This window comes from Pseudomonas cedrina subsp. cedrina, assembly GCF_001983175.1.
Classification (GTDB): Bacteria; Pseudomonadota; Gammaproteobacteria; order Pseudomonadales; family Pseudomonadaceae; genus Aquipseudomonas; species Aquipseudomonas cedrina.
The window spans coordinates 189,986-212,913 of sequence record NZ_MNPW01000008.1 but is presented as its reverse complement, the minus strand read 5'-3'; the positions used below and the strand labels follow the sequence as shown (position 1 = coordinate 212,913).

At 60.7% G+C, this 22,928-nt stretch carries 17 protein-coding genes; 8 read left to right on the top strand and 9 right to left on the bottom strand.

All coding sequences use genetic code 11. From position 1 onward, the window contains the following. Positions 1 to 9: 9 nt before the first annotated feature. Both BLL36_RS18290 and BLL36_RS18285 read right to left on the bottom strand, forming a co-directional pair. Positions 10 to 324 (bottom strand): PA4575 family protein, encoded by a 315-nt coding sequence (locus tag BLL36_RS18290; protein WP_076952745.1) that lies wholly within the window; start codon positions 322 to 324, stop codon positions 10 to 12. A gap of 397 nt (positions 325 to 721) precedes the next feature. Then, on the bottom strand, positions 722 to 3,160 hold the full coding sequence (locus BLL36_RS18285) for a Lon protease family protein (protein ID WP_076952744.1): 2,439 nt from the start codon (positions 3,158 to 3,160) through the stop codon (positions 722 to 724). Between the two features lie 268 nt (positions 3,161 to 3,428). Between BLL36_RS18285 and BLL36_RS18280 the strand changes: the two genes are divergently transcribed. Together BLL36_RS18280 and BLL36_RS18275 are read left to right on the top strand one after the other, a co-directional pair. Next, positions 3,429 to 3,917, top strand: a complete 489-nt coding sequence (locus tag BLL36_RS18280) for a DUF3015 domain-containing protein (RefSeq protein WP_010206666.1) — start codon at positions 3,429 to 3,431, stop codon at positions 3,915 to 3,917. A gap of 91 nt (positions 3,918 to 4,008) precedes the next feature. Further along, positions 4,009 to 5,862 carry an Lnb N-terminal periplasmic domain-containing protein gene (locus BLL36_RS18275; RefSeq protein WP_076952743.1) on the top strand — a complete coding sequence of 618 codons (1,854 nt, stop codon included), beginning with the start codon at positions 4,009 to 4,011 and terminating at the stop codon, positions 5,860 to 5,862. Positions 5,863 to 6,037: 175 nt separating this feature from the next. On the opposite strand, the gene BLL36_RS18270 is transcribed toward BLL36_RS18275, so the two are convergent. Next, positions 6,038 to 6,328, bottom strand: coding sequence for a DUF3077 domain-containing protein (locus tag BLL36_RS18270; RefSeq protein ID WP_076952742.1), 291 nt, complete (start codon positions 6,326 to 6,328; stop codon positions 6,038 to 6,040). Positions 6,329 to 6,756: 428 nt separating this feature from the next. Between BLL36_RS18270 and BLL36_RS18265 the strand changes: the two genes are divergently transcribed. Then, positions 6,757 to 7,113 carry a hypothetical protein gene (locus BLL36_RS18265; protein WP_076952741.1) on the top strand — a complete coding sequence of 119 codons (357 nt, stop codon included), beginning with the start codon at positions 6,757 to 6,759 and terminating at the stop codon, positions 7,111 to 7,113. A gap of 70 nt (positions 7,114 to 7,183) precedes the next feature. Further along, on the top strand, positions 7,184 to 7,681 hold the full coding sequence (locus tag BLL36_RS18260) for a GreA/GreB family elongation factor (protein WP_076952740.1): 498 nt from the start codon (positions 7,184 to 7,186) through the stop codon (positions 7,679 to 7,681). Here the strand turns inward: BLL36_RS18260 and gdhA are convergent. Next, a complete protein-coding gene (gdhA, locus tag BLL36_RS18255) occupies positions 7,678 to 9,015 on the bottom strand; it encodes an NADP-specific glutamate dehydrogenase (protein ID WP_076952739.1) in 1,338 nt (445 codons plus the stop codon). The genes BLL36_RS18260 and gdhA overlap by 4 nt on opposite strands. Positions 9,016 to 9,362: 347 nt before the next feature. Then, a complete protein-coding gene (ettA, locus tag BLL36_RS18250) occupies positions 9,363 to 11,027 on the bottom strand; it encodes an energy-dependent translational throttle protein EttA (RefSeq protein WP_076952738.1) in 1,665 nt (554 codons plus the stop codon). Positions 11,028 to 11,187: 160 nt separating this feature from the next. Between ettA and BLL36_RS18245 the strand changes: the two genes are divergently transcribed. The 3 genes from BLL36_RS18245 to glyA all read left to right on the top strand — a co-directional run bounded on the left by BLL36_RS18245 (position 11,188) and on the right by glyA (position 17,252). Beyond that, positions 11,188 to 11,799 (top strand): LysE family translocator, encoded by a 612-nt coding sequence (locus BLL36_RS18245; RefSeq protein ID WP_076952737.1) that lies wholly within the window; start codon positions 11,188 to 11,190, stop codon positions 11,797 to 11,799. A 116-nt stretch (positions 11,800 to 11,915) separates the two neighbouring features. Further along, the gene (locus BLL36_RS18240; RefSeq protein WP_076952736.1) at positions 11,916 to 15,767 is read left to right on the top strand and encodes a bifunctional diguanylate cyclase/phosphodiesterase; all 3,852 of its coding nucleotides are present in this window, start codon (positions 11,916 to 11,918) and stop codon (positions 15,765 to 15,767) included. 231 nt (positions 15,768 to 15,998) lie between these two features. Continuing rightward, complete coding sequence (gene glyA / locus BLL36_RS18235) at positions 15,999 to 17,252, top strand: serine hydroxymethyltransferase (protein WP_076952735.1); 1,254 nt, start codon at positions 15,999 to 16,001, stop codon at positions 17,250 to 17,252. A gap of 184 nt (positions 17,253 to 17,436) precedes the next feature. Here glyA and yjiA read toward each other — a convergent pair whose 3' ends face one another. From yjiA to BLL36_RS18215, 3 genes are all read right to left on the bottom strand, one after another. Next, on the bottom strand, positions 17,437 to 18,396 hold the full coding sequence (gene yjiA / locus BLL36_RS18230; protein WP_076952734.1) for a GTPase: 960 nt from the start codon (positions 18,394 to 18,396) through the stop codon (positions 17,437 to 17,439). Between the two features lie 180 nt (positions 18,397 to 18,576). Further along, on the bottom strand, positions 18,577 to 18,774 hold the full coding sequence (locus BLL36_RS18220; RefSeq protein ID WP_033901562.1) for a YbdD/YjiX family protein: 198 nt from the start codon (positions 18,772 to 18,774) through the stop codon (positions 18,577 to 18,579). Between the two features lie 15 nt (positions 18,775 to 18,789). Then, positions 18,790 to 20,856 carry a carbon starvation CstA family protein gene (locus BLL36_RS18215; RefSeq protein WP_076952732.1) on the bottom strand — a complete coding sequence of 689 codons (2,067 nt, stop codon included), beginning with the start codon at positions 20,854 to 20,856 and terminating at the stop codon, positions 18,790 to 18,792. Between the two features lie 174 nt (positions 20,857 to 21,030). Between BLL36_RS18215 and BLL36_RS18210 the strand changes: the two genes are divergently transcribed. After that, on the top strand, positions 21,031 to 21,399 hold the full coding sequence (locus BLL36_RS18210; protein ID WP_076952731.1) for a PilZ domain-containing protein: 369 nt from the start codon (positions 21,031 to 21,033) through the stop codon (positions 21,397 to 21,399). Between the two features lie 129 nt (positions 21,400 to 21,528). On the opposite strand, the gene radA is transcribed toward BLL36_RS18210, so the two are convergent. Continuing rightward, positions 21,529 to 22,896, bottom strand: a complete 1,368-nt coding sequence (radA, locus tag BLL36_RS18205) for a DNA repair protein RadA (RefSeq protein ID WP_076952730.1) — start codon at positions 22,894 to 22,896, stop codon at positions 21,529 to 21,531. Positions 22,897 to 22,928 lie beyond the last annotated feature (32 nt).

The following is a 22,928-nucleotide window of genomic DNA, read 5'->3' as shown; positions in this document are numbered from 1 at the left end:
CGACGGCTATCAGGCCAGCTGTTCGTGCCTCGCGTTGAGCTGGCGCAGATAGGCCTGCAGGTGCAGGCACCAGATCTGCGGGTCGCGCGCCAGCTCATAGCCGCACAAGGTCAAGTTGTCCACGATAGCCTGCAGCATGTGTTGCGCCACGACCGGCCCGGCAAACGGGCCTTCGGACTTGAGAGTGGAAGGCTGTTCGCCGGTCATTCCGGCGGCGAACAATAAAGTCCACAGCCCGTTATCCCCCGCAAGAGGGCGAATGGCACATTCGATACGGGTGACCAGGCCAAGGCACTGGCGGGTAAGGCAAAGGTTGCGCGGCATGGCGGCGACCCTCGGTAGGTCGGTGTTCAGCCTCAGCCTGGGGCAAGGCTGTTTCTATCCAGCGACTCCAGTGGATATCCCTGAATCAAGAATAGAAGAAAACCACAACAAACCAAGGTTGTAGGGACCAACGGGCGTTGGCCCCTCAGGCTGGAGTCAATTTAGTGACGAGCCTTGCAAGCGATCCAACCACACCGCAGGCGTATCTGTAGTGAGCGGGCTTGTCCCGCGCTGGGTGGCGGAGCCGCCCCAATAAAGACACCGCCGAGTTCTAGATTGAACCGGGTCGCCTGGTTTTGGGCGGCTTCGCCACCCAGCGCGGGACAAGCCCGCTCACTACAAAGATGGTCATCGCAGGCAAGCCAGCTCCCACACTTGACCTCGTCACGACAAACAATCAGCTCGGCTTGGCTTCCGCCAACGCCTGGAGCGCCAGCTCTTTCTCGGCCTCCTTCAAGTCTTCCTCACTGATCATCTCGGCAATCGCCCGCAACCGCTCGACCACGCGTGCATTCACCGAGCCCTCGGGAAATTGCCCATCGGCATCCGGCTCACCGGCGTCCTCACCCACCAGCAGGCTCAAGGCCTCGTCCGCCTGGCGCACGGCATAGATGTGGAACTGTCCGGCGCGCACGGCCTGCAGGACTTTCTCATCGAGCATCAGCGTGGCGACGTTGGCCTGGGGAATGATCGCGCCCTGCTCCCCGGTCAAACCGCGCGCTTCGCAGAGACGGAAGAAGCCTTCGATCTTCTCGTTGACCCCGCCCACGGCCTGCACTTCGCCAAATTGGTTGATCGAGCCGGTGATGGCAAAGCACTGCTTGAGCGGCGTCTTCGACAGGGCCGAGATCAAGGTGCACGCTTCGCCCAGGGACGCACTGTCGCCGTCCACATAACCGTAGGACTGCTCCAGCGCGATACTCGCCGAGATCGCCAGTGGGAATTCCTGGGCATAGCGGCTGCCCAGGTACCCGGTGAGGATCATCACGCCCTTGGAGTGGATCGGCTGGCCAAGGTTGACCTCACGCTCGATGTCGACAATGCCGCTGCCGCCCGGGTACACCGTGGCGGAAATCCGCGCCGGCACGCCGAAGGCCGAATCGCCCACCTCCAGCACTGTCAGGCCGTTGCACTTGCCCACCGCCGCGCCCGCAGTGTCGATCAGGATGACCCCGGCGAGCATGTCGTCGAGAATCCGCGCCGAGACCCGCCCGGTGCGCGTGGCCTTGGCCTTGAGCGCGCGCTCGATGTGGCCGGCGTCGGTCATTTCGTCACCCGCCAGGTGGCGAATGAAGTCCGCCTCGCTCACCAACTGGAACAAGTCGCCGATGCGCGCCGACAAACGCCCCTGGTGCTCGGCCAATCGCGCGCTGTACGTGGCCAGCCGCGCCACCGCATCCGACGTCAGCGGTGCCATGCCCTCTTCCGAGGTGCGGGTTTTGAGCAACTGGGCGAACTGCTCCAAGCTTTCGTCGACCATCGGGATGTCTTCGTCGAAGTCCACCAGCACCCGGAACATCTCCTGGAAGTCCGGATCGGCGTCCTGCAACGCGTAGTACAACTGGCGCGAACCGATGATGATCACCTTGACCTGCAACGGGATCATCTGCGGGTTGAGGGTCACGGTGGCCAGGCGGCCCAGCTCGCCCAGCGGCGACTCCATCTTCAGCTTGCGCGACTGCAGGGCGCGCTTGAGCGCATCCCACACGAACGGCTCGCTGAGCATTTTCTCGGCTTCAAGAATCAGGAAACCGCCGTTGGCACGGTGCAAGGCGCCCGGACGCAACTGGCGGTAGGTGGTGTAGAGCGCGCCCTGGTCGGTGCTGTATTCGATGCGGCCGAACAGGTTGTCGTAGGTCGGGTGCGGTTCAAACACCACCGGTGCGCCGCCGTTGAGCGAATGGCCCACCACCAGGCTGGGGCAGTATTGCTCTTCGAGCAGCTTGCGCGCCTGGGCGTCGGTCTTGGCATCATCGACCAATTGCTCGACCACCGTCTTGAGCAAGTACACCTGCATCGCTTGCAGGTAACCGCAGACGGCGGCATTTTCCGCGTACTTTTCCGACAGCGGTGCGAGCAACGGCTGCAGGGCCAGGGTGATGGTTTCTTCGTTGAACTGACGCAGTTGGTTGTTGGACTCACGCTTCCACTGCGGCAGGCTCGCCAGTTCTTCGTTGAGGCGCTCTTCCAACTCGGATATGTCGGTGTGGAAACGCTCGCGATCGGCTTCCGGCAACTGCGAGAACTCGGCCTCGTCCAGGGCCTTGCCGTCGAGCATCGGGGTAAACGCGATATTGCTGCTGTCGCGGTACAGCGCCACGTCTTTTTCCAGGGCCAGGCGCTCGATCACGTCCAGGGCCTTGTCGTAGCGCTGGTTGAAGGCGCGGTCGATGGCGCTTTTGCGCTGCTGGTAGGTGGGATGCTCGAAGGCCGCCGGGAAGGTGGCGACCAGGTTGTCGATCAGGCCATTGATATCGGCGATGAACGCCGCCGCCGCGCCGCCCGGCAATTCCAGGGCACGGGGTTCGCGTGGCTCATCGAAATTGTTCACATAGACCCAGTCAGCCGGGGTCTGCAGGCGCTTGCCTTCGGCCTTCAGGTAGCGTTTGACGAACGAAAAGCGGCCGGTACCGGGCTCGCCCATGACAAAAACGTTGTAACCGGGGCGTGGCATGGCCACACCGAACTGCAAGGCTTCAACCGCACGTTCCTGGCCAAGCACACCGCGAAAAGGCTCCAGATCATTGGTGGTCGAGAAGCTGAACTGTTCAGCGGAGAAAGGGCGAGTCAGCGCTTCGGGCGCTAGACGCAAGCTGGCAGCAACAGGATCAGGCATCGGGCTTCCTTACATCAGGCGGGGCAGATGGGGCATTCTGGCTCCCGGTCACGCGCTCTGGCAAGGCGCGCTTTTCGGGAAAGCAGGGACGCGGGATGCGTCCTGCAAAAATATCGTGACATGATTCGTTGTTTTATAAAAAACTCACGGAACCCTTGGAACGTGCCTAAACTCCAAACTGCGCGGGTTGGACTAATAACCGATCCCTAGGGCGCTATGAAGTGCCTGAACCCTTGTCCATTGGTTTGCACACAAAGAGAACAAAGCTATGAAACGGATCCTTCTCGGTACTCTCTTCACCGTCGTATCCCTCAATGCAATGGCAGAAGCACCAGGTGGCCCGAACTGCGGTTGGGGCAACATGTTGTTCGAAGGCCAGCGTGGCACTCCAGCTCACTTCCTGGCTTCCACCACCAACGGCACTTCGGGTAACGCCACCTTCGGCATGACCTCGGGCACCAACGGTTGCAGCACCAACAGCGCGCTGTCCTATGGTGGCAAGTCCTGGATTGCCATGAATGGCATGATGAACGAGCTGTCCGAAGACATGGCCAAGGGTAATGGCGAAGCACTGACCACCTACGCGGTGGTACTGGGCGTTGCACCGGAAGACCGCGAGCACTTCGCAGCCGTGACTCACGAACACTTCCAGCAAATCTTCAGCAAGGCTGACGTGACCGCTGACGATGTGCACAACAACACCATTGCCGTACTGAAAAGCGATGCCCGTCTGGCGAAATACGCTACCCAGGCTTAAGCTCGACCCGCCCGCGCCTACCAAGGCGCGGGCTCTTTTTTGGACCCGCCTCCTCTTTGGGTCTTTATTTATTCCGACTTAAGTTGCCCCTATGCTCAAACGCTTTGCCTGGCTGGCACTCTTTACCTGCGCCCCGCTGTACGCGGCGCCGCCTATCGATGAACAACGTTTGCAGCACCTGGCCAATGATCCGTTCTGGCTCTCTCTGGGCCATTACGAAGCCGGTAAAATCAGTGGCTGGCGCAGCTATGTCAGCGATAAGAAGTTTTTCCTCGCCGCCGATGGCGCCCACCATCCCGACGCCGAACTCAAGGCCACCGTTGATGCGCTCTACGCACCGGCCAGCCTTGGCGAAAAACATGCCCAATGCGTTTATCCCGCACGTACCCGCTGGCTCAAGGATCAGTTGCACCTCACTGACCTGCCTGCGGTGGACTGCACAGAATTCAAGCAATGGTTCAAGGACGTCGCCCCCCACAGCGCGGTGATGATCTTCCCGGCGGCCTACCTCAACAGCCCGTCCTCGATGTTCGGCCACACCCTGCTGCGCATCGACCAGGCCGACGTACAGAGCAACAACACCGCCCTGCTCAGCTACGCGATCAATTTCGGCGCTTATATCGAGGGTTCCGACAACAGCATCCTCTATGCCTGGAAAGGCCTGATGGGTGGTTACCCCGGCCTGTTCGCCCTGGTGCCCTACCAGGAAAAACTTTCCGAGTACCGTAGCCTCGAAAACCGTGACCTGTGGGAATACCGCCTGAACCTGACCGAAGTCGAGACCAAACGCATGGTCGAGCACGTGTGGGAACTCAAGCAGATCCAGTTCGACTATTTCTTCTTCGACGAAAACTGCTCCTATCGCCTGCTCGAACTGCTGCAAGTGGCGCGCCCCGGCCTGCGCCTGACCGAACAGTTTCCGCTCACCGCCATCCCGACCGACACGGTCAAGGCCGTGAAAGAGGCAGGTCTTGTAGAAAAGATCGATTACCGGCCGTCCCGTGAGCGCGAGCTGCTCGAACGCGCCAAACCGCTGGACGGTGATGAGCAGCAGTGGGTGCTCAAAGTCAGCGACGACCAGAAACAATTGCAGGAGCCAGCCTTCAAAGCGTTGCCCCGCGAGCGCCAGGCCCTGATCATCGACGCCGCTTATCGCCTGGGCCGCTACCGCGCCAATGGCCTGGAACGCGACACCGCCCGCTCCCAGCGCAGCTTCGAACTGCTGCGCGCGATCAACCAGAACCCCGCGCCCGACCTGAAGATCACGCCCCCAGGCCTGCCGGAAAACGGCCACGAATCGCGCACCTGGCAAGCCGGCATCGGCACCCGTGGCGACAAGGCGTTCGGTGAATACGGCCTGCGCATGGCCTACCACGACCTCAACGACAACGCCGAAGGCTTCCCACTCGGCGCGCAGATCGAAATCCTGCAAATGAAACTGCGCCAGTACGAAGGCAACCACTGGCAACTGCAGCAACTGGACCTGGCCACCATCCGCTCCCTGACCCCGCGCAACGCCCTGTTGCAGCCGTGGTCATGGCAAGTCACCGGCGGCCTCGAGCGGGTACCTGGCAAACACGATGACGAAACCCTGGTCGCCCACGTCAACGGCGGCGCCGGCGGCACCTGGCAACTGCGCGACGACATGCTCGGCTTCGCCCTCGGCACCGTGCGTGTGGAACACAACAATGACTTCAACGAAGCCATCTCCCCGGCGGCCGGGTTCAATACCGGCGTGCTGTGGAAAAACCCACTGGGCAATTTGAGCCTGGAAGCCAAGGGTGATTTTTTCACCAATGGCGAAGTGCGCCGCAGCATCAGCCTCAACCAGCAATGGGAACTGTCGCGCAACCTGGGCCTGCGCCTGAGCGCGCAGCGCGAGTACAGCCATTTGTCGACGCCGGTGAATGAAGTGATGCTTGAGGTGAAGTGGTATCACTACTGACCCGTATCTAAAGCCCAATAGAGATCAAAATGTGGGAGCGGCGGTGCGACGATTCGACTTGCCCGCGAAGGCGTCGTGTCAGTCACCGGATACTTGACTGATACACTGCATTCGCGGGCAAGCCCGCTCCCACCTTTGGTCAACATGCATTCAAATACATCGCGTTGCCCAGCCCTTAAGCGGCAGGTGTCATCGCTTGGGTCAGATCATCCACTACGGCCTTGCCCATCTCGCACAGGTAATGCGCAGCCCATGCGTATTGTTCGCCACGCACATCCATCGCGGCTTCCATGGCGAGTTTCTTGGAGTAGAAAAGCAAAGTGGAGGCGTGTTCCAGTGCTTCATCAATCGGCATGCCGGAATTGACGCGGAACAGCGGTTTTTCGTTTTCGCCGTAGTCACCAAAAGTGACGACGCCGAGGGTGGTGATTGAGGACAGGGGTGGATCAGGGACGACTTTAGACATTGGTGTACCTACTAAGTGAGATAAAGGACCACCACAGCACGTCGCTAAACATAATGGGGTGGCAGCTGTACGCAGGTTAGCGAACCGGTCACCTAGACACCCGGTAGATCCGAAGATCTCCCGCGCACAGCCGCCATAACACGATACCGATAGGCGCAAGAACCGCCTGCCAGTGTGTAAAGAGGATGAGTCTCAGTGGTTCGGGTCGCTAAACCCGGTCGCTGTTTTCACAGCGAAGCCAGGAGACTAGTGGCCCAAACCCTAAGCCGCAATAGGCCGGAGATTCTCTAGGAAACGTCCTGCAATTTAAAGGGAATCGTCGTTGATGGCCCTTTAACAACACCTTTCTCACACCCCTTTCACATCCCCCCAACGAATCCCGATCTAGACTTCTCCCTATAAGCCGTGAAACGGCCAGGGAGTACGCCATGTGGCGGTCTGCGGTATTGCTGTGTGCAGTGATGGTGTTGTCGGGTTGCCAGTCAACTCACCAGGATTTGCTGGCCAAGGGTTACCCACCGGCTTTTGCCGACGGCTTCGATGATGGCTGCAGCAGCGGTCGCCAGGCCGCCGGGGTGATTACCGGTGAGTTTCGCAAGAACGTTGCTCGCTATCTCAAGGACCGGCAATACGCCGAAGGCTGGGAAGACGGTTTTCGCCAGTGCAAGGCGATGCGCGAGAACGAGGACCTGCGCGACTATAAGGAACGCCACTGGGATGACCGGGATCGGGCGTGGCAACAGGAGAAAGACCGCGACGCCGCCAGGGCTTATCGCTCGCAATAGGTCGCTTTCAGATATCCATCGAAACTAAAGCGCGGTGAACATGGCCCAAACTCCATTGAGGGAGAACACCATGAGCCGTGCATTTGTAAATGAAGACAACGCCGCCGCCCAGGCTGATCAGCCAGTGGAACGCCAAGTCAGCCAGCAACCCAATCGCCTGACCGCACAGGGGCTGGCGCAGTTGCAGGCCAAGGTCGCGCAGTTGCAGCAGGCATACAGCAGCGAATCCACCAAGGGCGAGCAGGCTGATAAACAGCGCCAGGCTGACCTTGAACGGGATCTGCGTTACTTCAACCAGCGCGTACAAAGCGCCCAGGTCGTGGTACCGGCCACTTCCACCGACAAGGTACAGATTGGCAGCTGGGTGACCTTCGCCACTGAACAGGACGAACAGCAGCGTATCCAGTTGGTCGGCGAGGACCAGGCCGATGCGGGCGCCGGCTTGATCAACTGGGGCTCGCCCCTGGGCCGCGCGTTGCTGGGTGCCCAGGTAGGCGACGAGGTGTTGTGGAAACGCCCCGTCGGTGACCAGTTGATTGAAGTGCTGCGCATCGAGCCCGAGGTTTAGACGATGCCTTGGGCGAGCATCGCGTCAGCGACTTTGACGAAACCTGCGATGTTCGCGCCTTTCACGTAGTTGATCCGCCCGTCTTCTTCGCCGTAATGCACGCAGGCGTGGTGGATGGACTGCATGATGCTGTGCAGCTTGCTGTCCACTTCACCGGCGGTCCACAGCAGGCGCATGGCGTTCTGCGACATTTCCAGGCCACTGACCGCAACGCCCCCGGCATTCGACGCCTTGCCCGGCGCGAACAGAATACCGGCCTCGATAAAGATATCCACAGCCGCAAGCGTCGTCGGCATGTTGGCGCCTTCGGCCACGCAGATGCAGCCGTTGCGCAGCAGCGTGCGTGCGGCGTCGGCGTCGAGTTCGTTCTGGGTCGCGCAGGGCAATGCGATGTCGCAGGCCAGTGCCCAGGGTGCCTGGCCGTTGCGGAACTCCAGGCCGAAACGCTCGGCCAGTTCGCTGATGCGACCGCGCTGCACGTTTTTCAGCGCCAGCAGCGCCGACCATTGTTCTTCGGTCAAGCCGTTTTCGGCGTACAGGGTGCCTTCGGAGTCAGACAGGGAAATCACTTGGCCGCCCAGGTCCATGACCTTGCGCGCCGCGTATTGCGCCACGTTACCGGAGCCGGACACGGCCACGCGCTTGCCTTCAACCCGCTGGCCGTTGCGCTTGAGCATTTCTTCAGCGAAGTACACGCAGCCGAAACCGGTGGCTTCCGGCCGGATCAGGCTGCCGCCGTAGGTCATGCCCTTGCCGGTCAACACCGAGGTGAACTGGTTGCTCAGGCGTTTGTACTGGCCAAACAGGAAGCCGATCTCACGGGCGCCCACGCCGATATCGCCGGCCGGTACATCCACATCCGCGCCGATATGGCGGTACAGCTCGCTCATGAACGCCTGGCAGAAGCGCATGACTTCGGCGTCGCTCTTGCCCTTGGGGTCGAAATCCGAGCCACCTTTACCGCCGCCCATGGGCAGCGAGGTCAGGGAATTCTTGAAGGTCTGCTCGAAGGCGAGAAACTTCAGCACCCCAAGGTTCACCGAAGGATGGAAGCGCAGGCCACCTTTGTAAGGGCCGATGGCGCTGTTCATCTGGATACGGAAACCGCGATTGACCTGAGCCTTGCCCTGATCATCCACCCACGACACCCGGAAAGTAATCGCACGTTCAGGTTCGCAGATGCGCTCCAGAATGCCGGCGCTCAGGTAATGGGGGTTGGCTTCGAGAAACGGCCACAGGCTGCGTAGGACTTCTTCTACGGCCTGGTGGAATTCCGGCTGGTCGGGGTCGCGTTTCTTGAGGCGGGCGAGGAAGGACTCGACGGATTCGGTCATGAAAAGTCTCGGCAAATTGATTGTTGTTAAGGGAAATTGAGCCGGACTTTATCAATTCATTTCGCACTGCGACAGGGCAAAATGTCGCCTTTGTGAATTTAAATGGTGCGCTGCATATAAATAAGTGCGCTTTATCGCACCAAAAAAGGGATTTCAATTTAGAGCATGCACCAACAGTTGAACCGCTATCGCAGGCAAGCCAGCTCCCACATTGATCGAGTACATCAGCCTCGGCGCGGTCAGGTGTGGGAGCTGGCTTGCCTGCGATGAACCCACCTCGGTCTGCCTGAAAAAAACCACAAAAAACGGAGCCCGAAGGCTCCGCTCTTTCAAACCACCGACCCGAATCAGGCCAGTTTTTTATGCCGTACGCGGTGCGGCTGGGCAGCTGCTTCACCCAAGCGCTTTTTACGGTCCGCTTCATACTCGGTGTAGTTGCCTTCGAAGAACACCGCTTGCGAGTCGTCTTCGTACGCCAGAATGTGCGTCGCGACGCGGTCAAGGAACCACCGATCGTGAGAGATCACAATGGCGGCGCCCGGGAAGTCCAGCAGGGCTTCTTCGAGGGAACGCAGGGTTTCAACGTCGAGGTCGTTAGACGGTTCGTCGAGCAGCAGGACGTTGCCGCCCTCTTTCAGGGTCAGGGCCAGGTGCAAGCGACCACGCTCACCACCGGACAGGTCCTTGACGAACTTCTGCTGGTCGCCGCCCTTGAAGTTGAAACGGCCGACATAAGTGCGCGCCGGGATTTCATAGTTGCCGATACGGATCTGGTCGGAGCCGTCGGAGATCTGCTGGAACACCGTCTTGCTGCCATCCAGGTCTTCACGGCTCTGATCCACGCAGGCCAACTGCACGGTTTCGCCGATCTCAATGCTGCCGGAGTCCGGGGTTTCCTTGCCCATCAGCATGCGGAACAGCGTGGATTTACCCGCACCGTTACCGCCGATAACGCCGACGATCGCGCCTTTTGGCATGGAGAACGACAGGTTGTCGATCAGCACGCGGTCGCCATAGCCTTTGCACACGTTCTTGAACTCGATGACCTTGTCACCCAGGCGTGGGCCGGCCGGGATGTAGATCTCGTTGGTTTCACTGCGCTTCTGGAATTCCTGCGACTGCATTTCTTCGAAGCGTTGCAGACGGGCTTTGGATTTGGACTGGCGGGCCTTGGCGCCTTTGCGCACCCACTCCAGTTCTTCCTTCATGGCTTTTTCGTGGGCCGACTGCTGCTTGGATTCGGCGGCCAGACGGTCGGACTTGGCTTCCAGCCAGCCGGAGTAGTTGCCCTCGTAAGGGATGCCGGCGCCACGGTCGAGTTCGAGGATCCAGCCGGCCACGTTGTCCAGGAAGTAGCGGTCGTGCGTGATCGCAACCACGGTGCCCGGGAAATCGTGAAGGAAATGTTCCAGCCAGGCGACGGAATCGGCGTCCAGGTGGTTGGTCGGTTCGTCGAGCAGCAGCATGTCGGGAGCCGACAGCAGCAGGCGGCACAGGGCCACGCGACGTTTTTCACCACCGGACAAAAACTCGACCTTGGCGTCCCACGCCGGCAGGCGCAGCGCGTCGGCGGCCACTTCCAGCTGGCGCTCCAGGTTGTGACCGTCGCCGGCCTGCAGGATGGCTTCGAGCTTGGCCTGTTCGGCGGCCAGCTTGTCGAAGTCGGCATCCGGTTCGGCGTAAGCGGCGTAGACCTCGTCCAGGCGTGCCTGGGCGTCCTTGATCACGCTGACGGCCTCTTCGACCACTTCACGCACGGTCTTGGTCGGGTCGAGGATCGGCTCCTGTGGCAGGTAACCGATGTTCAGGTCGGGCATCGGGCGGGCTTCGCCTTCGAACTCGGTATCGACACCGGCCATGATTTTCAACAGCGTGGACTTACCCGAGCCGTTGAGGCCGAGCACGCCGATCTTGGCGCCAGGGAAAAAGGACAGCGAGATGTTTTTAAGGATTTCCCGCTTCGGTGGGACAACTTTGCCCAGCCGATGCATGGTGAAGACGTATTGAGCCAAAATGTGGACCTCATGAAAAAGTAAGAACAGGCCTACGTAGCGTCATGGCGCTGTACATAGCATTGCCAATCCCCAAGGTTAACCCAAGTGGCCGGGCGTATCGAAATCTATCTGTTAGATTAGCCGACCCTGCCCCCCAGTCTCCAGGAGACAACCCTTCATGCTCGGCGTCCTATCCGCACTCGGTTTGCTGCTATTAATGCCGGGGCCCACCAACACGTTGCTGTTGCGCTCGGGGATACTCAAGGGGTTCAGGCGTGCCTGGCCGCTGAGCCTGCTGGAGTGCCTGGCCTATCTGGGGCAAATCTCCTTTTGGGGCTACTTGTTCAGCCATCTCGGCGACAGTGCGCCCTGGGGGCTGAAAGTGGTGCAGTTCGCCTCGATCTGTTATTTGATCAGGACTTCATACCTGCTGTGGCGCAATCCCGACGAGACACTTAAGTCCCCGCCTGAAGCACGGGTGTCCAACCTGCAGTTTTTTATGCTGACGCTGATCAACCCCAAGGGGTTGCTGATCGTTTCGTTTATTGTGCCGATCCAGACGTTTACCGATGTGTCCTTGTACATGCAGTTCGTCGCCCAGTTCACGCTGGTGGTGATACCGGTGGGGTGCGCGTGGGTGCTGTTTGGCGCCCGTATCAAGCGGGGCGGCTACGCCTGGTTGACGCCGCACACCATCAACCGCACGGCTTCTGTGGTTATCAGCCTGTTCACCCTTGCGATCCTGGGCCGGCTGGCGGACAGCCTGATCCACACCAGCGGCACACTGTAGTAGCCGCCAGGCGGGGCTGGCACTTTGCCACAAGTCAAGGCATGCTAGCCGCCCTCCGGGCGTCCGGCTTATAGTGCACGTCGCGCGCCAGTCCAGCCAAACCGCAGGATCACAGCTTGTCCAAAGTCACGCCGCCAACTCCCCTGCGCGCCGCTCATATAGCGCCGGGAGCGCCCCTGCACGGCACCCTCAAGGGCGCGTTGGCGACGCTTGTCCTCATGCTGCTCGCGCTTTTGTTCTGGCAGCTGCTGGATCAACTGCAGCAAAACCAGAAGGACCAGCAGCAATACACCATCGACTACAGCGCCGACCTGGCTGAACAGATCAGCCTGAACATGGCCCTCAGCGCCAAAATCGCCCTGAACCTGCTGCCGATGGTCGAGCCTCCCCGCGATAGCGAACAGCAAGTGGCCTTGATGCGCATGCTGCAGCGCTCGCTGCCGGAGCTGCGCAGCGTCGCCCTGCTCGCCCCCAGCGGCGCGATGATCAGTGACAGCGCCACCGACAGCCAGGATGGCGCCTGGCTCGAAGAGCTGGTCCAGCGCAGCCACTCCCAATCCTATTACCTGAGCAACAGCAACGACGGCAGCCTCATCTACCTGCTGCTGCACCAGCCCAGCGGCGGCTCGAGGATGTATTGGGCATTGCGCCTGACACCCGACTACCTGGCCAGCCTGACGCGCCAGGACAGCCAGGGCCAACGCCCGACATGGGTCATCGAAAATCGTCTCAACCATCGCGTCGTCAGCCGTGACAGCGGCATGCCAGCGCAATGGGCCGGCGCGCTGACGCCGGACGAAATGAACAAAAGCGTACTGGTCACGCCCCTGAGCAAAAGCGACTGGCAATTGCGCGGGCTGTTCGACCGCACCGCCGTGCTGGAACAACTCCTGCCGGCGTTTATCGGTAAATGCCTGCTGGGCCTGGCGTTCTCGCTGATCCCTGTGATCGTGTTGCTGAACATGCGCCGCCGTCAGCGCCAGGTCAATGAGGGCCGGCGGCGCTACCAGGACATTTTCGAAGGCACCGGCGTGGCCCTGTGCGTGCTTGACCTGTCTGGCCTCAACGCCTTTTTCGACAAGACCTCGTTGCAGACCCGCGAACAATTGCATGCCTGGCTGCAGGACAACCCCGACGAGCGCAAGCGACTGCTCAAGGAGCTGCGCGTCACCGAGGTCAACCAGGTGGCGGTGCGCCTGTTGAATGTGAGTTCCTGCGAAGAAGCCTGGGACCGCTTGATCGATGACTGCCCGCACAACGCCACCGCGATCGGTTACTCGATACTCGAAGCCTTCCTGGCCCGCCAGAACCAGTTGGAGCTTGAGATCCAGCTCAAGGACGTGGCCGGCAACGACCAATACCTGTGGCTGGTCATGCGCCTGCCGGAGCAGCAGGACGATTTCAAGGCAGTGATCCTCAGCATCAGCGATATCACCAGCCGCAAGCTGATCGAGCTGTCGCTGGTGGAGCGTGAGGGGTTCTGGTCGGACGTGGTCCGCACTGTGCCAGACCACCTGTATGTGCAGGACGTCATCAGCCAGCGCATGATCTTCAGCAACCACCATTTGGGGCATACCCTCGGCTACAACAAAGCCGAACTGCAGCAAATGGGCGAGTACTTCTGGGAAATCCTGCTGCACCCCGAAGACGCCGAGCATTATCACGACTTGCGCCAGCAACAGCGCCAGATCGGCTATACCACCCAATTGCAGTGCCAGTTGCGCTTCCGCCATCGCAATAACCAGTGGCGCCGCTTCGACATTCGCGAACAAGCCCTGGCGCGCGACAAGACGGCGCAAATCACCCGCATTATCGGCGTGGCCAAGGACATCACCGACCAGATCGAAGCCAGCGAATCCCTGCGCGACAGTGAAAAGCGCTACCGCATGCTGGCCGAAAGCATCAGCGACGTGATCTGCTCCACCGACAGCCAACTGGCCCTCAACTACATCAGCCCTTCGGTCAATGCGGTGCTGGGCTATGACGTGGACTGGGTGTTCAAGCACGGCTGGCAGTCGATCATCGCCAATCCGAAGCAACTGAACGGCATTTATAGCCTGATGGAACAGGTCAGCCGCGCGTTGGGCAATCTTGAGGCGCTGAACACGCTGCGTGATGACATTCAAACCCAACTGTTCCTGTTCGATTGCCTGCGCGCCGACGGGCGCAAGGTGCCGATCGAGCTGCGCCTGGTGCTGGTATGGGATGAGCACGGCGCTTTCGAGGGCATCCTCGGTGTAGGTCGCGACATCAGCCAGCAGCGGCGCGCCGAGAAAGACCTGCGCATGGCGGCCACGGTATTCGAACACTCCACCTCGGCGATCCTGATCACCGACCCGGCGGGCTACATCGTGCAGGCCAACGAGGCGTTCAGCCGGGTCAGCGGTTACGCGGTGAGCGATGTACTCGACCAGTTGCCGAACATGCTCACCGTCGACGAACAGCAGGAAGCGCACCTGCGCTACGTGCTCAAGCAATTGCACCAGCACAGCACCTGGGAAGGCGAAGTGTGGCTCAAGCGCCGCAACGGCGAGCATTACCCGGCGTGGGTCGGCATTACCGCCGTGTTCGACGATGAAGGCGACCTGGCCAGCTACGTGTGTTTCTTCAGTGATATCAGCGAGCGCAAGGCCAGCGAACAGCGTATTCACCGCCTGGCCTATTACGATGCCCTGACCCACCTGCCCAACCGCACGCTGTTCCAGGACCGCCTGCACACCGCGTTGCAGGCGGCCGAGCGGCAGAAGTCGTGGGTGGTGCTGATGTTCCTCGACCTCGACCGTTTCAAACCGATCAACGACTCCCTGGGCCACGCCGCCGGCGACCGCATGCTCAAGGAAATGGCCACGCGCCTGCTGGGCTGCGTGGCCGAAGACGACACCGTGGCGCGCATGGGCGGCGACGAGTTCACCTTGCTGCTGCAACCAAGGGTCAACCGTGAACTGGCGTTGAACCGCGCGATTCATGTGGCCGAGCAGATCCTCGCCAGCCTGGTGAAGCCCTTTGTACTGGAAGGCCGCGAGTTCTTCGTGACCGCCAGCATCGGCATCGCCCTCAGCCCTCAGGACGGCAACGAGCTGAGCCAGTTGATGAAAAACGCCGACACGGCGATGTATCACGCCAAGGAACGCGGCAAGAACAACTTCCAGTTCTACCAGGCCGACATGAACGCCAGCGCGCTGGAACGCCTGGAGCTGGAAAGCGACTTGCGTCACGCCCTGGAACAGAACGAATTCGTGCTCTATTACCAGCCACAGTTCAGCGGCGACGGCAAGCGCCTGACCGGCGCCGAAGCCCTGCTGCGCTGGCGCCATCCACGTCGCGGGCTGGTGCCGCCGGGAGACTTCATCCCGGTACTGGAAGAGTTGGGCCTGGTGGTCGATGTCGGCGACTGGGTCATCAGCGAAGCCTGCCGCCAGCTCAAGAGCTGGCACCAGAACAAGGTGCGCGTGCCGAAAGTCTCGGTGAACATCTCGGCGCGGCAGTTCTCCGACGGCCAGCTCGGCACGCGCATCGCCACCATTCTCAAGGATACCGGCTTGCCGCCGGCGTGCCTGGAGCTGGAGCTGACCGAAAGTATCCTGATGCGCGAAGTCAACGAGGCCATGCAGATCCTCGACAGCCTGAAGAACCTGGGCCTGAGCATTGCGGTGGACGACTTCGGCACCGGTTATTCATCGCTCAACTACCTCAAGCAATTCCCTATCGATGTGCTGAAGATCGACCGCACCTTCGTCGATGGCCTGCCGTCCGGCGAGCAGGATGCACAGATCGCCCGCGCCATTATCGCCATGGCCCACAGCCTGAACCTGGCGGTGATCGCCGAGGGCGTGGAGACCCATGAGCAGTTGGACTTCCTGCGCGAACATGGCTGCGATGAGGTGCAGGGTTATCTGTTCGGGCGGCCGATGCCGGCGAATCGGTTTGCGGCGCAGTTCAGCAATGATGCGCTGTTCATGTTCGACTGAGGTTTTGTGGCAGGGTGAATGGCCTCATCGCGGGCAAGCCCGGCTCCCACATTTGACTGTGTGAACCCGATCAAGTGTGGGAGCTGGCTTGCCTGCGATAGCGTCCGCCCAGGCACCGCCTATCCCCAAGTGAACCCCGCTTATCCGCGACATGATGTCCTTTCATATGCCATCTAAAACCCATTGGGTTAGAATGCCCTCCTTTTCTGCCCCCGATCCTTGAGGACCGCCATGTTCAGCCGTGATTTGACTATTGCCAAGTACGACGCCGATCTCTTTGCCGCCATGGAGCAAGAAGCCGTGCGCCAGGAAGAGCACATCGAGCTGATCGCTTCGGAAAACTACACCAGCCCTGCGGTGATGGAGGCTCAAGGTTCGGTGCTGACCAACAAGTACGCCGAAGGCTACCCAGGCAAGCGCTACTACGGCGGTTGCGAGTACGTCGACGTGGTTGAGCAGCTTGCCATCGACCGTGCCAAGGAACTGTTCGGCGCCGATTACGCCAACGTCCAGCCCCACGCCGGTTCCCAAGCCAACAGCGCCGTGTACCTAGCCCTGCTGCAAGGCGGCGATACCATCCTGGGCATGAGCCTGGCCCACGGCGGTCACTTGACCCACGGCGCCAGCGTTTCCTCTTCCGGCAAGCTGTACAACGCCGTTCAATACGGTATCGATGCCAACGGCCTGATCGACTACGACGAAGTCGAGCGCCTGGCGGTCGAGCACAAGCCAAAAATGATCGTGGCCGGTTTCTCTGCCTACTCGCAGATCCTGGACTTCCCACGCTTCCGCGAAATCGCTGACAAGGTTGGCGCCTACCTGTTCGTCGACATGGCCCACGTGGCCGGCCTGGTCGCTGCTGGCGTCTACCCGAACCCGGTGCCTTACGCTGACGTGGTCACCACCACCACCCACAAGACCCTGCGCGGTCCACGTGGCGGCCTGATCCTGGCGCGCGCCAATGCCGAGATCGAGAAGAAGCTGAACTCCGCGGTATTCCCGGGCGCCCAGGGTGGCCCGCTGGAGCACGTGATCGCCGCCAAGGCGATCTGCTTCAAGGAAGCGTTGCAGCCTGAGTTCAAGACCTACCAGCAACAAGTGGTCAAGAACGCCAAGGCCATGGCCGGCGTGTTCATCGAGCGCGGCTTTGACGTGGTTTCCGGCGGTACTGAGAACCACCTGTTCCTGCTGTCGCTGATCAAGCAGGACATTTCCGGTAAGGATGCTGACGCTGCCCTGGGCAAAGCCTTCATCACCGTGAACAAGAACTCCGTGCCGAACGACCCACGTTCGCCGTTCGTCACCTCCGGCCTGCGCTTCGGCACCCCGGCGGTGACCACTCGTGGCTTCAAGGAAGCCGAGTGCAAGGAACTGGCCGGCTGGATCTGCGACATCCTGGCGGACCTTTCCAACGAAGCCGTGATCGATGCGGTGCGTGAGAAGGTCAAGGCCATCTGCAAGAAGCTGCCGGTGTACGGCGCTTGATAGCGGTTGCTTGAACAAAAAGCCCGGCTGAAGAGCCGGGCTTTTTTATGCCAATTTCAACTTGAAACAGGGTCAACTGTGGGAGCTGGCTTGCCTGCGATAGCGGTGGTCCAGTCATGATGGGATAACTGACAGACCGCCATCGCAGGCAAGCCAGCTCCCACAGTTTTGACCGTGTTTCAAGTCAGGGTTGGTAGACCTTGGCAAAGCCTTCGCGAATCTTGTCTTCCGGCAACTCATCGGCAATAAACACAATCACACTCTCCCGCGCCTCACCCTCCTCCCACTCGGTATCCCAATCGAACCCGTAAAGCTTCAGCACGCCCTGGAACACCATGCGCCGCTCTTCCCCGGCGATGTTCAGCACGCCCTTGTAGCGCAGCAGTTGCTTGCCGTGGTCTTCCAGCAGTTCGTTCATGAACGCGCTGAGCCGGTCGATATCCAGCGGCTGGTCGGTGCGCAGTACCAGGCTTGAGATGCGGTCCATGGACGGCGCGGCGCTCACCGGGCGCAGGCTCATGCCGGCGTTGAGGTTGAAGCCGCGCACATCGAGCAGTTCGGCCAGGTCAATGTTGCCATGGTCCACCACGCGGATCGGCGCGCGACGGTTGATGCGGGTCAGGCGTTCGCTGAGGGCATTGAAGGTGGCCTCATCCACCAGGTCGCGCTTGCTGACCAGCAGGCGGTCGGCAAAACCGATCTGGGCCTGGGCGATGGTCTGGGTCAGGTGATGCTCGGCGTGGGCGGCGTCCACCAGGGTAATGATGCCGTCGAGGATGTAGCGCTCGCGCAGTTCCTCGTCGATGAAAAAGGTCTGGGCGACCGGGGCCGGATCGGCCAGGCCGGTGCACTCGATCACCAGGCGGTCAAAGGCGATCTCACCGCTGTCCAGGCGCTTGAGCAACAGGTACAGGGCTTTGGTCAGGTCGGTGTGGATGGTGCAGCACACGCAGCCATTGGACAGGGTCATGACTTGCACCGGCTCCGCGCCCAACAGTTGGGTGTCGATACCGGCGTCACTGAATTCATTTTCGATCACGGCGATTTTCAGGCCGTGCTCGGCCTTGAGCAGATGGCGCAGCAAGGTGGTCTTGCCGGCACCGAGGAAGCCGCTGAGGACGGTGACGGGGATGGGAGAGGACAAAATATTCTCCTTGAAGGAACACAAAAAACAAATGTGGGAGCGGGCTTATGTGGGAGCTGGCTTGCCTGCGATGCAGACACCTCGGTGTATCAGAGATACCGAGGTGATGCTATCGCAGGCAAGCCAGCTCCCACACAAACCGGCTCCCACAGGGGATCACTGCCAGCCCGGATTAACGGGTCAGCAGCACTTGGGTCCACCCTTGCCGCCGTAACGGGCCTCCTGGCGTTCGCGGAAGAACGCCTTGTAGTCCATCATCGGTTTGTCCGGGTGCTTGGTTTGCATATGCTCGACGTACGTATCGTAGTCGGGCATGCCGACCATCAGGCGCGCGGCCTGACCGAGGTATTTACCGAGGCGATTGATGTCATTGAACATGGTTGCAATCCTCGATCACGCGTCCGGTACGGCCTGGAACGGGGCTTCTTTATCCGTACGTTCCTTGTTGCCCCAGGCGGCTACGCCGACCTTGAGCGCAAAGAACAGGATGCTGAATACCACGAACAGGAACAGCGCCGTCAGCGTTGCGTTGGTGTAGGCGTTCCAGATCACGTGCTGCATCTGGTCGATGTTCTTGGCCGGGGCGAGGATCTGGCCGTTGGCAAGGGCATCGCTGTATTTCTTGGCCAGCGACAGGAAGCCGATTGCCGGGTTAGCGTCGAACAGCTTGATAAAGCCCGCCGTGGTGGTGCAGATCAGCAGCCAGACCGCCGGCAGCAGGGTCACCCAGATGTAGCGTTGACGCTTCATCTTGATCAGCACAACGGTGGCCAGCATCAGCGCGATACCCGCCAGCATCTGGTTGGAGATACCGAACAGCGGCCACAAGGTGTTGATGCCGCCCAGTGGATCGATCACGCCCTGGTACAGCAGGTAACCCCACATGGCCACACAACCGGCGGTCGCGATCAGGTTGGCGGTCCAGGACTCGGTGCGTTTGAGCGCCGGAACGAAGGAGCCGAGCAAGTCCTGCAGCATGAAACGACCGGCACGGGTACCGGCGTCGACGGCCGTCAGAATGAACAGCGCTTCGAACAGGATCGCAAAGTGGTACCAGAACGCCATGGTATTTTCACCCGGCAGCACACTGTGCAGGATCTGCGCGATACCCACTGCCAGCGTCGGCGCACCACCGGCACGCGCCAGGATGGTGGTTTCACCGATGTCATGGGCCACGGCCGACAGCGCCTCAGGCGTAATCGCAAAGCCCCAGCTGCTGACGGTCTGTGCCACGGTGACCACATCGGTGCCGACAATGGCAGCCGGGCTGTTCATGGCGAAGTACACGCCAGGCTCGATCACCGAGGCGGCAACCATCGCCATGATGGCCACGAACGACTCCATCAACATGCCGCCATAGCCGATATAACGGGCATGGCTCTCACTGGCCAGCAACTTGGGCGTAGTGCCCGAGGAGATCAACGCGTGGAAACCCGAGACCGCGCCACAAGCAATGGTGATGAACAGGAACGGGAACAGGCCGCCCTTCCACACCGGGCCGGTGCCGTCGATGAACTGGGTCAGTGCCGGCATTTTCAGGTCTGGCATGGTGACCAGGATGCCGATCGCCAGGGCGATGATGGTGCCGATTTTCAGGAAGGTCGACAGGTAGTCCCGTGGCGCCAGGATCAGCCAAACCGGCAATACCGCAGCGACGAAACCGTAGCCGATGAGCATCCAGGTGATCTGGATACCGGTAAAGGTGAAGGCCTTGGCCCACACCGGGTCAGCGGCAATTTGCCCGCCCAGCCAGATCGAACCCAGCAGCAACAGCACGCCGATGATCGAGATTTCACCGATGCGGCCCGGGCGGATGTAGCGCATGTAGATGCCCATGAACATCGCGATCGGGATGGTCGCCATCACCGTGAAGATGCCCCACGGGCTCTCGGCCAGGGCCTTGACCACGATCAGCGCCAGCACCGCAAGGATGATGATCATGATCAGGAAGCAGCCGAACAGCGCGATGGTTCCGGGAATGCGGCCCATCTCTTCGCGAACCATGTCCCCCAGGGAACGGCCGTTACGACGCGTGGACAGGAACAGGATCATGAAGTCCTGCACCGCACCGGCCAGCACCACGCCGGCAATCAGCCACAGCGTGCCAGGCAGATAACCCATTTGCGCCGCCAGCACCGGGCCGACCAGCGGGCCTGCACCGGCAATCGCCGCAAAGTGGTGACCGAACAGGATGTGTTTGTTGGTCGGCACATAGTCCAGACCATCGTTGTTGAGCACTGCGGGGGTGGCCCGCCGTGGGTCGAGTTGCATCACATTGTTAGCGATGAACAGACTGTAGTAACGGTAAGCAACCAGATAGATGGCCACCGCGGCAACCACAATCCACAAGGCGTTGATCGCCTCGCCGCGGCGCAAGGCCACTACGCCCAGGGCGCACGCTCCTACGATTGCCAGCACCAGCCAGGGTAAGTGGCGTAGCAGGCTATTATTATTTTTCATTTTTATATTCCAGCCAGGGTGGACAGAAAGGACAGCCAACCGGAGTTTAGCGCTACTGGCCTTAAAGGCCACCCCCCTACGTTGGTCTAGAGCCTTGCCAAGGCAAAAAAAGCAGAAAAACCGGGCCAATGATGGCGCAGGGCTACACTCCTTCTATCCACAGAGGGTTTAACCATGACCGAGCCACCGTCTGACCGCCGCTGTTTCCGCCGGATCGCGATTGATGCAACCACCGAACTGCGGCAAAACGGCCACGACTGGCCGGTGGAATTGCTGGATTTGTCGCTCAAGGGCCTGGCGATAAAGCGGCCCGACACTTGGAAAGGCAATAAGGCGCTGCCGTTCGACGTCGACATTCGCCTGGATCCGAAGGCCCATATAAAGATGCAGGTCAAGCTGACCCACGATGACCACGGCCAGTTAGGCTTTGTGTGCAAGGAAATCGACCTGGACTCGATCAGCCATCTGCGGCGGCTGATCGAGTTGAACCTGGGTGATCAGGAAGAACTGGAGCGAGAGTTGGGCACCTTGCTGCAGCTATAACAGCCAACACAATTCAAATGTGGGAGCGGGCTTGCTCGCGAAAGCGGTGTGTCAGCGATGAATTTATCGACTGACACCCCGCCTTCGCGAGCAAGCCCGCTCCCACATGGGGGTCGCGGTGTTACTGAATTATTCGAACAAAGCATCCAACGCCTGTTCGAGACGTGTCACACCTATCACTTGCAACCCCGCAGGCATTTCCTTCGGCGCGTTGCCCTTGGGCACAATCGCGCGTTTGAAGCCGTGCTTGGCGGCTTCCTTGAGGCGTTCCTGGCCGCTGGGCACCGGGCGGACTTCGCCGGACAGGCCGACTTCGCCAAACACCAGCAGGTCGTGGGGCAACGGTTTGTTGCGCAGGCTCGACATCACCGCCGCCATCAACGCCAGATCGGACGCTGTCTCCAGCACCTTGACCCCGCCGACCACGTTCAAGAACACGTCCTGGTCGTGGGTTGGAATGCCGCCGTGACGGTGCAATACCGCCAGCAGCATCGCCAGACGGTTCTGATCCAGCCCCAAGGTGACGCGCCGTGGATTGGCCAAATGGCTGTCATCCACCAATGCCTGCACTTCAACCAGCATAGGCCGGGTGCCTTCCCACGTTGCCATCACCACGCTGCCCGGGACTTCTTCCTGGGCACGGGTCAGAAAGATCGCCGAGGGGTTGGAGACTTCTTTCAGCCCCCGGTCAGTCATGGCGAATACGCCCAACTCGTTCACCGCACCGAAGCGGTTCTTCACCGCCCGCAGTAAACGCAGACGACCGTCGGACTCGCCTTCGAAATACAACACGGTGTCAACCATATGCTCCAGCACCCGTGGCCCGGCCAGCGCGCCCTCTTTGGTCACGTGGCCGACCAGGAAGATCGCCGTGCCGCTCTGCTTGGCATAACGCACCAGCAGAGCCGCGCTTTCGCGCACCTGGGACACGCCGCCCGGCGCCGATTGCAGTTGCTCGGTGAAGATGGTCTGGATCGAGTCGATCACCATCACCTTGGGTTTTTCGATGCGCGCGGTGGCGATGATGCTTTCGATGCAGGTTTCGGTCATCACCCGCAGTTGGTCCTGGGGCAAGCCCAGGCGGCGCGCGCGCATGGCCACTTGTTGCTGGGATTCTTCGCCGGTGACGTACAGCGCCGGCATGCGGCTGGCGATGCTGCACAGGGTTTGCAGCAGGATCGTCGACTTGCCGATACCGGGGTCGCCGCCGATCAGCACCACCGAACCGTCCACCAGGCCGCCGCCGAGGACGCGGTCCAGCTCGCCGGACGCGGTGGAAAAGCGCGGGATCTCTTCGACGCTGACTTCGGCCAGGGTCTTGATCTGCGCCTGTTGCCCGGTCCAGCCGGCTCGACCGGTCGGCGCCGCCGCGCCGCCGCTTTCGATCATGGTCTCGGTCAGGGTGTTCCAGGCTCCGCACTCGGTGCATTGGCCGGCCCACTTGGGAAAGGTCGCGCCGCACTCCGTGCAGCCGTACATGCGCTTGGCCTTGGCCATTTGAGAACCTCCAACCGAAAAACCGCGATGAT